We start from the raw sequence: 15,452 nt of genomic DNA on the forward strand, positions 1-15,452 counted from the left end.
CTCCTTCTATTATTAATACCTAAGGCAACACTTGTAAAAGTGTTGCTTTTTTTATGTCCCCTATTTTAACTTATCGAGTTTATTCATTACAGAATCAATCGTAACTAGAAACTTTGGATCATTAGGAGAGGGAAGGTCTCTAAGCAACACGTCTCCCCTATTATTAATTAATATGTATCTTGGTATAGATTCTAAATGCAAGGTCTCTTTTAAATAAGGTTTAGCGTTGTGCGCAATGCGATAACTATGCTGTAAACCTAGTCGATCGCTTTCACCCTTCCAAGTCTTAATCCTTTCATCATAAGACAGAAAAACGTAAACAATGTTTTTAGCCTTGAGTTGCTTTTCAACTGCTAAAGCTTTAGGCATAACCTCTAAACATGACGCACACCAAGTTGCCCAAAAATCTATCACAATACCGTTTTTATCCTTAAAATTTTCAAAGTTAAAAGGCTTGTCGGCTACACTGTTCGCATCTAAGGTTAATTTGATAGGAAGATCGGTTCTAATTTTTGCTAAGGCTTTGATGAACTTTTTTGCCTGAGGAGTTTCCCGAAATTTTCCGGAAAGCTGTTTATCTATCTTAATATAAAAATCTTCATCGAGCGCTAAATCAGTAGCTTCCGACAGTAAATAAAGAGACAGATAAGAGTTAGGATTTTTTTTGATCACAACTTTGTTAGCATTTGCAAACGATGAACTTTGTAGTTGACGATGATAAGAGACAGAATCATCATATTTGCGGTAAAGCAAAGTATCCGAAGTATTAAGAGTTGCTAATATTTTTTCGAAATCATCTGCAATTTCTCGGTGTTTTCTTGATTTTTTAAAAGATAAAGCATTAAGCTGATAATAAATTTGAGCCAAAGGCGAATTTGTTTCTAGCTGAAAAGTATGATCATAAATTTGCATTCTTCCATCTGCCACAAATTTGTAGTTAGCATCATGCTCTACAAAAATTTGGATGTAACGGCGCCACCCACCCGTTAACAAATCAATATCTTCGTCTGAACCTAAAAACATGATTTCTACAGCAGTATTGTTTAAAACTTCTGAGGAGAGCAAAAAGGCTCCATTTTCAACCACAGCGCTATCTAAGACTTTAAAATTTTGCGCCAGATAAACTTTTACCCCATTTAGGTTTTTAACAGAAGCTGTAATAGTAAATTCCGTACGCTCCGGAGTTCATTTACAGCCAATTAATAGAGATAAAACGAAGAACAGCGAAAAGATATAATTTCTTTGAGTCATGAGAAGCGCATTTTCGATTATTGAAATTTTCAGTTACCACAATATAGCAATTATCACTCAGCAATAGCCCACGCATTTATAAAAGCATCTAACTATAAAAGCAATCTAAACATCCAAATTCAGTGAGGCTTAACCCAGATTTCATCCGCAACAAAACATTAATTAATAAAAATTTAACATTATTTAAGTTTTAGGCACAAAATTTGGATGTACTTTTACGACCGTCGAATCGACGTTAATAAGCTTTCAAATGGATTTTTGAAATGGCTGAAATAAAAAAAATAAAAATATTTAAAAATTTCCTTAGTGTATTTTGTACACTATCAAAATTATTTCTATATTTGTATCATCAAAGGTTGAGAGATTTATCGCGAAGCCTTTAAGAAATAGAAAATACGCCTTTAAGGCATAAAAAAATAACCCGTTCATACAGGTTTATATTTGGTTAGAAAAAGAGAACAGTCTGGATGGATGTTCTCTTTTCTTTTTTCCGGGCCTGCTATCCTTGTTATTCACCGTTTTATGTACGAATTCAGGTTGAGTAGTTATTTAATCTGTTAATTAGTCATTAATGCGCACTAGACTTTGAGAAAAAATTAATCACAATTACTCCGGCTATAATTAATCCCATGCCTAACATCGCGGGCAAATCTATCGACTGTTTAAATACAAATAACGAAACCAAGGCAGTTAGTACGATACCTAAACCCGCCCAGCTAGCGTAAGCAATACCTAGCGGAATACTTCTAAGCGCAATAGACAGCGCATAAAAACAGATTACAAAAGCAATAAAAGTGAATACGGTTGGCCAGAGTTTAGTAAAACCGTCGGATACTTTAATAAGGCTTGAGCCTATAACTTCAAATACAATAGCGACAGCTAAATACAGATATTTCATAATTTTAATGTTTACACCACAAAGCTAAAGCCACCAACAGCTTTATTTTTTGATGTACATCAAAATCGGCTATCGTTTCCGAATACGGCTTAATGTCTCTTGCGTTATGCCCAAAAAAGAAGCAATATGACCTAGGCTAATTCGCTGTAATAAATGGGGATATTTTTCAACTAGAACTTGATAGCGTTCCTCTGCGGACTCGGTATGCAAAGAAGTAATCCGTTCTTCTAAAATAATGCAAAGCTCCTCGGCTATTTTCCTTCCTATTACGTTTAGCTCGGGGTATAAAAGATACAACTGATTTAAGTCATCAACCGAAATGGCATAAACTACCGAGTCTTCTAAAAACTGAATATTTTCGAAAGATGGTTGTTGTGCGTATACGGGTAAGATAGAACCAAAAATTTCATTCTCTGCACCAAACCAGGCATTAATTTCTTTTTCATTGCGATTAAAATACACACGGATTAGTCCCTTCTCCAAAACAAAATAACTCGCTACCGTCTGACCTGTCTTTAAGAAATGATCGTGTTTCTTTTTGTTGATTTTTTTACAACGTTTTTCTATTTCCTTTTCCGCTTCAGACGAAAGAGAGCCGTATTTTTTAAATTTTGCAATTAGTGGATTCATCTTGAAAAAGACTTGTTATATAAAGCAAGTTGGGACTAATATATTTTGCAAAATTAAGATTTACTCAATTTAAAATTATAAGTCTCTAACCTCTACACAAGAAGATGAAACCACTTTTAAACAATTGCCAAATTTTTTCCAAGTTCTCATATACCTAAATCTTCCCTTCACTTCATCCCTTACCATACTCCACGACATTTTTACGTAAACCGAAACAGTAGCTACATCATCAACTATGTTATAATAAAAATCTGTTGAACTTAAGCGTTCTATTGCAAAGTGTTTGGCTTTGTAAGACTGCAAATACATTTTTTTAGTAAGCACTTGCCCAGTGGGATGAACGTACACCAAGCCATCGTGAATAAGTTCGTTCAGTTTATCGGTATCATGATTGCTCATTGCATCTAGCAAAGCTCTCTCGTGGGCTAAAACATTTGGAGCACTTAATATTGCAGAATTTTCCATCTCAAATTATTAGTAAACTATACTACATACGAAAGATTACTAACGATATTGTGGTTATAGCCTATCTGTTTGCTTTTATACTGGCAATTATAAAGATATAGGTTTAATAGATGAGTTCAAAGCTTAAAAAAACAGCAAACATTTAATAATCAACGTGTTTTACGATGACATTATCTACATTCTGCAGAAAATCCCCTGTTTATCGAGGTTTTTTCTTGAAAAAGATTTTAAAAGTAGTTCCTTGATTTAATTCTGATTCTACTTCAATTTTACCGCCCATAGCTTCAACTTGATTTTTTGAGATGAAAAGTCCAAAACCATGCGCATCAGAATTTCCGTTAAAGGTTTGGTAGATCCCAAAAATTTTCTCTCCATGTTTTGTTAAATCTATTCCAATACCGTTGTCGGAAATTTTCAGAACCATCTCTCCTTTTTCTTCTACACAATCTAAAGATATAACCGGTTTTCTATCTGGGCTACTGTATTTTAAAGCATTAGAAATGAGATTAAGCAGAATACTTTCCAAGTAAGCTCTGTTGTAGTTAACGATAAACTCTTCATCAACCCTGTTTAAAATAACTGCCTGTTTTGCTAAAATTTGCGTTTTCTGTATTGCAACCGATCTGTTAATATATTCTCTTAAACTTAGGGGCTCAACTTCAATATCTACACTGGTTTGTATGCTTACTATGTTATTGAGATTAAAAAGAGTTTCGTTTAAATTGTTAGCTACTTTTTTAAGTAGTTGTATCATCTCAATTCTTTCACCTTCGTCTTTTGCGCTTTCTATTAGCGTTGTAATACTTTGGATATTGCTGGCGTGCGAACGCAAGTTGTGCGAAACGATGTAAGAAAAATTCAGTAAACGCTTATTTTGCTCCGTAACTAGATGGAATGACTTATTTAGCGCCATTTCAGCATGCTTCTTACTGGTAATATCAATCATAATACCACGTAACTTCGGTCCTTCGCCCGCAGTTTCTATCAAAGTTACAATATCCCTAATCCATACTATAGAGCCGTCTTTGGCAACCATTCTGTATTCTTCGTCGTGCTGGGCGCCTGTAATTAATTTAAGCTCAAGGTATTTCTGTAATCGAGGTCGGTCTTTCTCATAAAGATATTTGTTCCACGAGCCGGGTGTTCCCATCCATTCTTCTACGGTATATCCTAATATATCCTCTACCTTTTTACTAATGTAAGTGCACTCATAAGAGTCAAATTCTCCCTCCCAAACAATACCGTCAATTGTGTTAATTAACGATTCGAGTCTTTGTTGCGAAGCCCTTAAAATCTGTTCCTTAAGTTTACGCTGTGTAACGTCTTCTATTATCACAATGTGATTTGTCGGCGCTTCGCCATCTTTCCATAAAGGAGTAATGGTTACGTTGCTCCAAATAACAGAACCGTCCTTTTTTACGTAACGTAGCTCTTTATTAAACTGTCTAATTTCGCCAGCTAAAAGTCTTTTAAACAGCAACCTATCTTCCTCTAAATCGTCGGGATAAATAACAGACTTAATTTTTGTCTGCATTAATTCCTCTTGAGTATACCCTAAAAAGTTGCACAAATAATCATTTACCTCTAATATGTAACCAGTTTTGGAGTTAATTCGGGCAATGCCGATTGCTGCATGGTCAAATATTTTTTCGAACTTATTTTCAGTGTCGATTAATTTTGTTGCTTGATGCTGTACAAGTCCTTGTAATTGCGATTGCTTTTTAATTAGCCTTACCAGAAGATATGTTGAAAGCACCGATAATCCTAACCCTAACAAAATAGCAGAAATTAACTCGTACCAAGTATCATAACGATTAACGTTGATTACATACAAACGCCAATCGCCCTCTGGAAATAATACTGATTTAGATAGATGGTTTTCGAAATTTGGATTAAGTGGCAGAAAAAACTCTTCTTTCTGGGTAAATTCATTGATTTTTGAAAATTGAAACTGATAATCGGTATGTTTTGTATTATCTATACCGGCGTTTTTAAAAAACGTTTCTAACTTGATTACAACCGCAGAAAAACCCCAAAACTTATTATCAATATAAAGCGGTAAGCGGCCAATCAAACCCACACCACCTTGTGTTAGTTTTACAGGGCCCTGAAAATACATCTTACGACCATTAATAGCTTTTTGAACTTCAAAAACTGTTTGCGGATGGCTTTTATAAAGATTTAGATTTATAGCTGCTTCGTTACCTTTTACAGGATACATGTATTTTACAACTCCGTTTGGAACTAGTTGAACAGCTTGAATGCCCGGATTTGAACGAATTAACTGATCTGCAACCTTATCGAAATTTTTAGGTACGCCATTATTATCTAACGTAAGCGCAAGCGTTAAGGCTACGGTATAACTATTTTTTAACGATTGCTCTATATTTTGCGCCGATGCGTTTAAAATGTTAGAAATCTCTTTGTTTTTGTTCTCTTTAAAGAGCTGATAGCGTTGATTAATGATAAAGAAATTTAAGCCTATCAAAACCAAAAAAAACAAAAAACCAGTTAACCTAGGTCTATCTACAAACCAGGCAGAAAATTTATTATCCCTTCTCTCCATAATTAAAGGAGAAAAATATTAATGATTGGCATCGGTTTAGGCTAATTTGCTTTGAGACTATAAATATATAAAATTTCCCTATCCTCGCTAAGCACAAAATAAATAAGCTGAAAAATTACTAAACCACTTTAAAGTATATTTTTTGTGGAATTTTGCCGAACACAAATTCGGTAATGTAGCATAACCAGAGTTTTAGATGCACTTTTTTATTTTGATAATTTTCTAAGAAATAAATTCCTCCTCCTCCAAAATTTTCTTCTCTAATACGTATTAACGATAAATTTTCCGATTCTTCAAAACTAGTGTCAGACAAAGTTAATTTAACGCTCGAATGTTGCCCACTTACCAAATCCAACCATAAATCTGCACCTTCTATCATTTGCAAATCTTCTGGATCACCTTTCCACTCTGGTAAAACTAGCCACCATTCTCCTTTTTCAGTCTTATTAAATGCTAAGTTTCGCTGTATCATGTTCTTCAAATCAACCTTTATAGAGATTGACAATTAAAATATTTTTTAGTTGAAAATCACTTTGTGGTCTTTTTAAAAATTGCGATGCCTAAAGGAGGTATCTTAACTACAACAGATTGTTTTTTATGATGCATGGTTTCATTTTCTGTAATAAAAATCCCTGCATTTACGTTTCCCGAGCCGAAAAACTGTTTTTCATCGCTGTTAAATATTTCTTTCCACTTGCCTTTTGTTGGCATGCCCATTCTAAAATTCTGCAGGTAAACTGGTGTTAAGTTTAAAGCAATAACCAGCGTGTCTTTTGCTTTTTCGCCCTTTCGCTGATAAATGAAAATAGAATTATTTGCATCATCGGCTTCTATCCATTCGAACCCTTCGTAAGAAAAACTGAAATGATATAATGCAGGCTCGGCCTTATAAAGTTTATTTAGTGCTTTTACAAACTGTTGCATACCTGCGTGTGGTGCATGTTTTAGCAAATCCCAACGCAGAGATTCGGTAAAATTCCACTCGTTAGTTTGCGCAAACTCATTACCCATAAACAACAGCTTGGTACCTGGATGCGTAAACATGTAGCCATATAACGTCCTCAAGTTTGCAAATTTTTGCCATTCATCGCCCGGCATTTTATAAATCATAGACGATTTACCATGTACAACCTCATCATGCGAAAACGGCAACATGAAATTTTCGGTAAAGGCATAAGTCATACTAAAAGTTAACTGATGATGGTTAAACTTTCTGTAGATAGGGTCATTTTTAAAATACTTCAACGTATCGTTCATCCATCCCATCATCCATTTCATGCCAAAGCCCAATCCGCCGGCATAAACTGGTCTAGTTACCCCATCAAAAGTGCTACTCTCCTCGGCAATGGTTTGTATGCCTTCAAAATTGCCGTAAACCGCTTCGTTCATATCTTGAAGAAACTTAATGGCGCCTAAGTTTTCGCTTCCTCCAAATTCATTCGTCCCCGCTTCTTCCGCTGTTCTAGAAAAATCAAAATACAGCATAGAAGCTACCGCATCAACACGCAAACCGTCTGCATGGAATTTATCGAGCCAAAACATTGCGTTACTAATTAAAAACGATCGTACTTCATTTCTATCGTAATTAAAAATATAAGATTTCCAGTCGGGATGAAAGCCTTTGCGCATATCCGCATGTTCGTACAAATGTGTTCCGTCAAAGTTGTACAATCCATTTGCATCACCCGGAAAATGAGACGGAACCCAATCTAAAATTACCGCTATATCATTTTTATGCAGTTCTTCTATCAAATACATTAAATCCTGCGGGTGCCCGTGGCGAGAACTCGCTGCAAAATATCCGGTAACTTGATAGCCCCACGACGGATAATAAGGATACTCCATTATCGGCATTAGCTCTACGTGCGTAAAGCCCATATCTAAAACATATGGCACTAGGCTTTTAGCTATTTCTTGGTAGCTAAGCACCCGTTCTGGGTTACTAGGATCGCGTTGCCAAGAACCTAAATGCAATTCGTAAACAGACATTGGCTGGTTTAATGCCGTAACTTTTGCCCGCTTTTTTAACCATGTTTTATCTTTCCAGCTGTAATCCGTATCCCAAACAATAGATGCCTTTTGTGGCGGATGTTCCCAGCGCAAAGCATAAGGATCTCCTTTTTCTATATCGCTCCCATCGAAACCCTTAATGTAATATTTATAAACCTCGCCTTTGCCCACATTCGGAATAAATCCTTCCCAAATTCCTGAACTGTCCCAACGTTTATAGAGTTGGTGGCTACCTCTGCTCCAATTATTAAAATTAGCTATAACCGAAACCTCTTGCGCATTTGGTGCCCAAACGGCAAAGTAGGTTCCCGAAGTTTTGTTAATGGTACATAAATGTGCTCCCATCTTCTCGTACAAACGAAAATGCTTACCAGAGATAAAAAGTGCAATATCGAAATCGGTAAGTAAGCTATGCACCCAAACATTTTTACTATAATCTATAAATGTATTTCCTTCATCAACTGTCTTTACTTTTTCACTTAGCTTAGTTTTTTTGGTAGTAGCCATATTTGGTGCTCATTGGATTTGATAGCGGTAATTTACTTTTTTAACTTGATTTTGAATTATTTTTCTGGAAAAATTAAAACGTTTAGCAATAAAGCGATGTTTTAGATTTTTTATCGAAAAACAAGGTCAGCAGTTCTTGGCAAGTTTAGCCCTGCCATTTGTTTCGGTATTGTTTTCGTAGTACCGATTTAAAATCGGTAAATGTAGGCATAACAATACCTATACGCCTGTCAGGTTTATATTAAAAAGCAAGTATTTCTTGGCGACATAACGTAATTATTGCTTTCAGTAAAACTTAATTGGGCAAATAACCATTCAATATTAAATCATCCTCACTGTTAATGGTATAATTACACCCGTTGGTAATCAATACCATCCGGCTGGATATTTCTAAAATTTGTTGGTAATAATGGTCAGTAATGATAAAACCTTTTTCTTTGCCAAATTTAAAAATATGACTTTTAAGTTCATCAGCAATTATTGGAGCCAATTGAGAGAATGGTTCATCTAACAATAAATATTTTGCATCACTGTAAATCAGTAATAATGCTTCAACCAGGCGTCTATTTCCACCAGATAAATTACCAATTTCTTCCTTAAGGTTGCCCTTAATAACACTAACAGTCAACAAGTCGTTTTTATACTTATTGGTATACAAGTTTACCAAATCGCCAATTTTTAAATAGTGAGGGATGAAAAAACCTTGCGACAAATAAGCAACCTTACCAGATAAATAAGCTTTTTTGGTAAACCGCCCATCAACCTTTAGGTGCATAAAACGTGGTTTTGTTTCTCCGAAAATAATTTTTAGCAGCGTTGATTTACCTGAACCATTTCGGCCTAACAAACCTACAATCTCGCCAACTCTACAGTTTAAAAATACGCTACTTAAAACCTCCCTATCGCCATAACGATGATTAACACTGTCTATATAAAGCTCATCCATAGCCAAGAAGTTAAAAGAAGTAATAAGAAAATGGCAAAATCAACCATAAATAAGGTACCCAAAATTCGGCGATAGCTAAATCCTAAATTTTTGTAATAAAAACTTCTACTAGAGAAAAAGAGTTTTTCGATTCCTAGAGTAGTACAGTAGCCCAATAATTTAAAGAAAACGGCTAAATTGTAAAGATTAATCTTATCAAAGCCTTTAATTACAAATAAATTAATAAAGTATAGGCTTAAACAAAAACCTAATGCACCCACTAATTTAAAATGGCGGAAATAAAGAAATTTAAGTTTCTGCAACATATATCAAATATTGCTGATTAACATAGTAGCAAGGTTAACTTTATAATCCAAAAAAAATGCCGGATAAAAATCTTATCCGGCAAAAAATTTAAAGGCCTATAATTTTAATATGCATAAAGTTTTTATTCGATTTGAATTTTAATCGGTTTCGATCATCCAGTCCAAAATCTGTGACCTCTTTATCGTCTACATAAATTTTGCTTACAGCAAATGGCAAACCAATAACATTGTAATCGTACAACTCATAGTTTGGCGTATATAAGCCTTCTACTACTTGCTCAATTACAAGATTTTTACCGTCGCCCCTAACACTAAATTTCTTCTCTAAATAAATATCCTGTTCATAAGCGAAGGTGTCACCATGGTCTTCGTACAAGAAAGAATTTACTTCGTAAGATGCATAATAGATGTTAAGCCACACCTCTTCAATTGGTTTTTCGCCCACGTATTGCATTACAGGGTATTCTGGAATTACCGAACCCGCTCTCACAAATAAAGGCATATCTTCTAAAGGTGCACTAATTTCATATTCGTTACCGCCGTCTAGCAGTTCGTGTGTCCAGAAATTATACCATTGTCCTTTAGGCAGATAAACCGTTCTAGATGTTGCACCTTGCTCTAATACCGGGCAAACTAAAATTTTGTCGCCAAAGGTAAACTCATCTTGGCGGAAATGGTTGCTGATATTCTCTTGCTCCAGCATAGAAAGCGGTCTCAAAATAGGGAAACCATAACGGTGATGTTCCCAAAAAACCGAATAGATATAAGGCATTAATCTATACCTTAATTCTATGAACTTTCTGTTGATTGAAGTGAAGGGTTCGCCAAAACTCCAAGGTTCACGCACCGACGTATCGCCGGCAGAGTGGGCTCTCATAAACGGAGAAAAAGTACCCAGCTGTATCCAACGTGTAAATAACTCGCCATCTGGTTCTCCGCTAAATCCGCCTATATCGGTGCCGCAAAATGGCACACCAGAAATAGACATACGTTGGCATTGGATATTACCTAATTTCAGGTGTTCCCAAGTTGCTACGTTGTCGCCAGTCCAAACACAAGCATAACGTTGCATACCAGAATAACCCGCCCTTGTAATGGTAAATGGACGTTTATTGCGCATTAGCTTTTTTAAACCATCGTACGTAGAACGAACCATTTGCATGCCGTAAACATTATGCGCTTTTCGGTGCGAACCGCGGTAACCATCGTAATTATGGCGAACATCATTAGGGAAAGTTCCTGCGCCAAAAACTGCTGGCTCATTCATATCGTTCCAAAAACCTGCTACACCTAATTCAACAAGTTCTTTATACAAACCACCAAACCATTCTCTTACGGTTGGATTGGTAAAATCTGGGAACTGGCATCTGCCTGGCCAAACGTGACCTTCCATAAAATAATCATCGCTTCGGCGACAGAAGTAGTTGTTTTCTTTGCCCTCTTTAAAAACCCAATAATTATCGTCAACTTTTATCCCTGGATCTATCATCACAACGGTTTTCATGCCGATGTTTAATAAATCCTTAATCATTTTTTTAGGATCTGGAAAGTATTTTTTGTTCCATGTAAAGCAACGGTAGCCATCCATATAATCGATGTCTAGATAAATCGCATCGCAAGGAATTTGATGATCTCTAAAACCTTGTGCAACCTCTCTTACCCTGCTTTCAGGATAATAGCTCCAACGGCATTGATGATAACCCAAAGCCCATTTTGGCGGCAGTTTATGTGTTCCTGTTAAGGTTTGGTAACGTTTTACAACGTCCATCATGTGTGGGCCGTGGATATAATAGTATTGCAACTCACCACCATCTGCCCAAAAACTAGTTTTAGAATTACTTTCTGCTCCAAAATCAAAATAAGAGCGGAAAGTATTATCGAAAAAGATACCATAACCGGCACCCTCATGTAAACCTATATAAAACGGTATGGTTCTGTACAACGGATCCTGATCCCATCCAAATGAATAAGCATCTGTATTCCAGTTTTGAAACTTTCTACCACGTAAATTCAGGTTTCCAGATTTATCCCCTAAACCAAAAAAGTTCTCCTCTGGTAAACATTCTTTAGTAGCGAAAACATAATACCCACCAAATTCTACGTTCTCCTCCCAATGCATTGGTTTTGCATCCTGACTCATCACCATTCCAGTTGTATTGTCGGTAAAAGAGATAGAAAAATCTTCTTTTTTAACCTTACAAGTTACTGTGTTAGTAGAAATTCCATAATATTCGTCTGCCTCTTCTAACCTAAAAGTGGTAACTTTTTGATCAACAACTGGTACTGCATAAGAAAAATCATCTAAAAAAACACCGTGTGGTGCTAAACGAACCCTGATAATTTCATCGCTAACCACCCTTACTTCAACCCTAGCGCTTCCATCAGAAAAATAAAATTTATTACCTTCTTTTTTAACGCCCTTAACGGCAGTTAAATATTGTTTTACTATGGGCTTAAGGTCGGTAACCGGATTATTTAAATGTTGAACAACTTCCTCTTCAACGGTTTCGGGCACATTATTTAATTCTTGTTCGCTAGTATTATTTCCTTCTTCCATAATTTAAATTTAACTCAAAACTTCGGTATCCTCAGCCTGATGCGAAATTACTTTTTTATCAGTAATTAAGAAATTAGCTAGTCCGCCAATTATTAACGACGCTCCAGCGAGAAGCATAGCATTGATAACTTCTGGACCAAAAATTACGTGGTACAAGTAGTTTAATCCACCTGTTGCCGCTATAATTTGAGGAATTACGATAAACATATTAAAAATACCCATATAAATCCCCATTTTTTTTGGATTTATAGCGCTTGATAACATTGCGTAAGGCATAGAAAGTATGCTACCCCAGGAAATTCCGATGAGTATAAATGAAATTATTAGATATTCTGGATTGCTGATAAAGTACATAGAAATAAAGCCTGCCCCGCCAGCAAAAAGACTAAACATGTGGATGTATTTCCTATTTATTTTTCGCTTTGCGGCATAAAAAGTTAACAACAAAGCAAAAGCCATAGACGACAGACCATAAGTACCCATGTAAGAGCCAACCAAATCCGCAGCATCATTATATGCTTTACTAGCTTCCATAAATAAATTACTACTTGCCACATCTGCCATATTATAAGCAGTTTCTACCGGTGCAGGTGCGTTAAAAACATGACTTGTTAAGGCAGGCGTAGCTAAACTCCACATGGCAAAAAAAGCGAACCAGCTAAAAAATTGTATTACGCCTAATAGCTTCATCGTTTTTGGCATTTGGCCAATACTGCTAAAAATTTCCTTTAAGCCGTTAAAAAATCCTTTACTCGCTTCATTTTCGCGTTTAAATTCCTCTAAATCTTCTGGCGGATATTCTGTTGTAGTAAAAATTGTGTACAAAACCGATGCGATAAAAACCACGGCGCCAATTGCAAATGCTATTTTTACCGATAACGGAACAATACCCGGCAACGCCTCGTTACTTACCCCCATTTTATTTACTAACCAAGGTAAGTTACTGGCAATCCATGTACCTACGCCAATAATAAGTGTTTGCATTACAAATCCGTACGAACGTTGTGATTCTGGCAACTTATCGGCTACTAAAGCTCTGAAAGGCTCCATGGTGATATTGATGGACGCATCTAAAACCCAAAGACAACCCGCAGCCACCCACAAAACTGGAGAGTGAGGTAAAAAGAAAAGCACAATAGTACTTAAAACTGCTCCGATTAAAAAAAACGGTTTTCTTCTTCCCCATTTTGGGCTCCAAGTTCTGTCGCTCATATAACCAATTATTGGTTGCACCAACAATCCTGTTAATGGCGCTGCAATCCACAAAGCGGGTATGCTATCCTGACTTGCACCAAGCGTTTGGAAAATCCTAGACATAAAACCACCTTGCAAGGCGAAGCCGAACTGTATGCCTAAAAAGCCAAAGCTCATGTTAAAAATAGACCAAAACGAAAGTTTCGGCCTGTGAGAAGATGTGTTCATATTTTTATTTGGTTAGGTTTTGTGCTAAGCAAGGCAAATTTTTAACCTGCTAGTTGACGGATTAAAATTCTAAAATAACCGCACTGGTAGCGGGTAAAGTAATGTCTAAACCATTGTTTATGTTGGCAGTTTTAAATTTGGTGTTTGATAATAGATCTGTAAATTCTAAAGCTTTACCTTCAACTTTAAGAGCTTTTAAAACGTCGGCTGGTAAGGCTACTTTAAGCTTGGATTCACTTCTGTTAAAATTAGATAGTACCAAAACACGTTTGTTAGCGGTATACCTTAAAAACGCGTAAACTCTTTGGTTAAAACCCTGCGACGATTGATTTGCCTGCATCAATTCATAGAAATCTCCAGTAGAAATTGCTTCGTTACTAACCGAAAGGTTTAATAATTTACTGTAGAAATTTCTTAAACTTTTTTGGCTTTCATCAAGTTTACCTCCATCAAATGTGCCACCATTCATCCATTTCTGGTGTTGTGGCACACCCCAATAGTCGAAAATTGAAGTTCTGCTATCGTCTCCACCAAACCCTTCAGCACCACTTGCAGGCTCTCCAACTTCCTGACCACTGTAAACCATTATTGGCCCAGTAGAAAGGGTTGCCGTAATTACCATACCCGGTACAGCATACCAAGCGTTACCAGCAAAATCTTTAGAAGCTATTCTGGTTTCATCGTGATTTTCTAAAAAACGAAGCATATGCTGAGAAAAACCTTTGCTCTCTTCTCGCCAAACGTACGAGATATCCTTTACATCAGCCCCGTCTTCATTTCGTATTAGGCGCTTAATTCCATCATACAAGCCAACTTTGTCATACAAATAGTCGAATTTTCCGTTCACTAAAAAATTTTTATACTCGTTGCGATCGTAAGCTTCTCCAATAAAAATGATGTTTGGATATTTTTTCTTCAAGTCTGTAATTGCCCAATTCCAAAACTCAATTGGAACCATTTCGGCCATATCGCACCTAAAGCCATCTACTCCCTTAGAAGCCCAAAATGCTAAAATATCACGCATTTTCTTCCATACCGGCGGATGTGGTACGAAATGTTTTTCGTTGTTATTTTGCACATCAAAACCATAGTTTAACTTAATGGTTTCGAACCAATCGTCTATGCTGGGCGCCGCTTTAAATACATTATTGCCAGTAGCCTTCGCCGGATTTTCATCAAACCTACCGTCTTTTAAGTGATGTAGGAACTCGCTTCCGCCCGGTTGGTACCCGCCTGGAACTTCAAACTTCTGGTTTGGGATGTAGTAAAAATCGTTATTAACATCAAAGCTTTTACTTTTATCATCGTTAGCCCCAAGATCTATAACATTTCTTGGTTTTACATCAGAAAAGTAAGTTCTAGCAACATGATTTGGTATAAAATCCATTAGTACTTTTAAGCCTTCGCCATGCGTTCTCTTAATCAAAGCCTCATACTCGCTCATCCTATTGTTTACATCTACGGCCAAATCCGGATTAACATCATAGTAATCTTTAATGGCATATGGAGAACCCGCTCTTCCTTTTACCACATCCGGATCGTCTACATTAATACTATATTTACTATAATCGGTCATCGTAGCATGTTCAATTACGCCCGTGTACCAAACATAATTTATACCCATTTTTTTTATTTCCTTTAAAGCAGTTTCTGTAATATCGTTAAACTTTCCTGAACCATTTTCTTCAATAGAACCATAAAATTTATTAGTGGTATTTTTATTTCCGAAGTGCCTTACCAATGTCTGGTAAATTGTTAACTTTCTATTTTCAAGCTTTTCTGTAGTAGTTTGATTCTGATCTAGCATTTGTTTTTCATTTTTTTGCGCACAGGCATTTACTGCGCAGAGCGACATCGAAAATAGCGCAATTTTAACGAGATTCTTCAATTGAAAT

General features: G+C 36.2%; 11 protein-coding genes. All 11 read right to left on the bottom strand.

From position 1 onward, the window contains the following. Positions 1-60: 60 nt before the first annotated feature. Positions 61-1,065: a TlpA family protein disulfide reductase gene (locus DUT69_RS14490; protein ID WP_162796320.1), complete on the bottom strand. Its 1,005-nt coding sequence runs from the start codon at positions 1,063-1,065 to the stop codon at positions 61-63. Positions 1,066-1,819: 754 nt separating this feature from the next. Then, the gene (locus DUT69_RS14495; RefSeq protein WP_205314277.1) at positions 1,820-2,149 is read right to left on the bottom strand and encodes a DMT family transporter; all 330 of its coding nucleotides are present in this window, start codon (positions 2,147-2,149) and stop codon (positions 1,820-1,822) included. A 69-nt stretch (positions 2,150-2,218) separates the two neighbouring features. Next, positions 2,219-2,779, bottom strand: coding sequence for a Crp/Fnr family transcriptional regulator (locus DUT69_RS14500; RefSeq protein ID WP_113653961.1), 561 nt, complete (start codon positions 2,777-2,779; stop codon positions 2,219-2,221). 75 nt (positions 2,780-2,854) lie between these two features. After that, positions 2,855-3,244, bottom strand: a complete 390-nt coding sequence (locus DUT69_RS14505; protein WP_113653962.1) for a nuclear transport factor 2 family protein — start codon at positions 3,242-3,244, stop codon at positions 2,855-2,857. 199 nt (positions 3,245-3,443) lie between these two features. After that, positions 3,444-5,810: a sensor histidine kinase gene (locus DUT69_RS14510; protein WP_113653963.1), complete on the bottom strand. Its 2,367-nt coding sequence runs from the start codon at positions 5,808-5,810 to the stop codon at positions 3,444-3,446. A gap of 118 nt (positions 5,811-5,928) precedes the next feature. After that, positions 5,929-6,315, bottom strand: a complete 387-nt coding sequence (locus tag DUT69_RS14515; protein WP_162796321.1) for a DUF6717 family protein — start codon at positions 6,313-6,315, stop codon at positions 5,929-5,931. A 23-nt stretch (positions 6,316-6,338) separates the two neighbouring features. Next, a complete protein-coding gene (gene glgB, locus DUT69_RS14520; protein WP_113653965.1) occupies positions 6,339-8,327 on the bottom strand; it encodes a 1,4-alpha-glucan branching protein GlgB in 1,989 nt (662 codons plus the stop codon). 295 nt (positions 8,328-8,622) lie between these two features. Next, positions 8,623-9,273 (bottom strand): ATP-binding cassette domain-containing protein, encoded by a 651-nt coding sequence (locus tag DUT69_RS14525; protein WP_113653966.1) that lies wholly within the window; start codon positions 9,271-9,273, stop codon positions 8,623-8,625. A 393-nt stretch (positions 9,274-9,666) separates the two neighbouring features. Then, on the bottom strand, positions 9,667-12,135 hold the full coding sequence (locus tag DUT69_RS14535) for a glycoside hydrolase family 31 protein (protein ID WP_113653968.1): 2,469 nt from the start codon (positions 12,133-12,135) through the stop codon (positions 9,667-9,669). Positions 12,136-12,144: 9 nt separating this feature from the next. Then, positions 12,145-13,557 carry an MFS transporter gene (locus DUT69_RS14540; protein ID WP_113653969.1) on the bottom strand — a complete coding sequence of 471 codons (1,413 nt, stop codon included), beginning with the start codon at positions 13,555-13,557 and terminating at the stop codon, positions 12,145-12,147. Between the two features lie 61 nt (positions 13,558-13,618). Further along, entirely contained in the window at positions 13,619-15,445 is a 1,827-nt protein-coding gene (locus DUT69_RS14545) for an alpha-amylase family glycosyl hydrolase (RefSeq protein WP_240186729.1), read from the bottom strand. Positions 15,446-15,452: the final 7 nt, after the last annotated feature.

Source organism: Pedobacter namyangjuensis (assembly GCF_003313325.1).
GTDB classification, from domain to species: domain Bacteria; phylum Bacteroidota; class Bacteroidia; order Sphingobacteriales; family Sphingobacteriaceae; genus Pedobacter; species Pedobacter namyangjuensis.

What these genes read in the sequence shown, in the direction of transcription:
- DUT69_RS14495 (WP_205314277.1), bottom strand. Translation starts at nt 2,149, where the DNA reads ATGAAATATCTGTATTTAGCTGTCGCTATTGTATTTGAAGTTATAGGC.
- DUT69_RS14500 (WP_113653961.1), bottom strand. Translation starts at nt 2,779, where the DNA reads ATGAATCCACTAATTGCAAAATTTAAAAAATACGGCTCTCTTTCGTCT.
- DUT69_RS14505 (WP_113653962.1), bottom strand. Translation starts at nt 3,244, where the DNA reads ATGGAAAATTCTGCAATATTAAGTGCTCCAAATGTTTTAGCCCACGAG.
- DUT69_RS14510 (WP_113653963.1), bottom strand. Translation starts at nt 5,810, where the DNA reads ATGGAGAGAAGGGATAATAAATTTTCTGCCTGGTTTGTAGATAGACCT.
- glgB (WP_113653965.1), bottom strand. Translation starts at nt 8,327, where the DNA reads ATGGCTACTACCAAAAAAACTAAGCTAAGTGAAAAAGTAAAGACAGTT.
- DUT69_RS14525 (WP_113653966.1), bottom strand. Translation starts at nt 9,273, where the DNA reads ATGGATGAGCTTTATATAGACAGTGTTAATCATCGTTATGGCGATAGG.
- DUT69_RS14535 (WP_113653968.1), bottom strand. Translation starts at nt 12,135, where the DNA reads ATGGAAGAAGGAAATAATACTAGCGAACAAGAATTAAATAATGTGCCC.
- DUT69_RS14540 (WP_113653969.1), bottom strand. Translation starts at nt 13,557, where the DNA reads ATGAACACATCTTCTCACAGGCCGAAACTTTCGTTTTGGTCTATTTTT.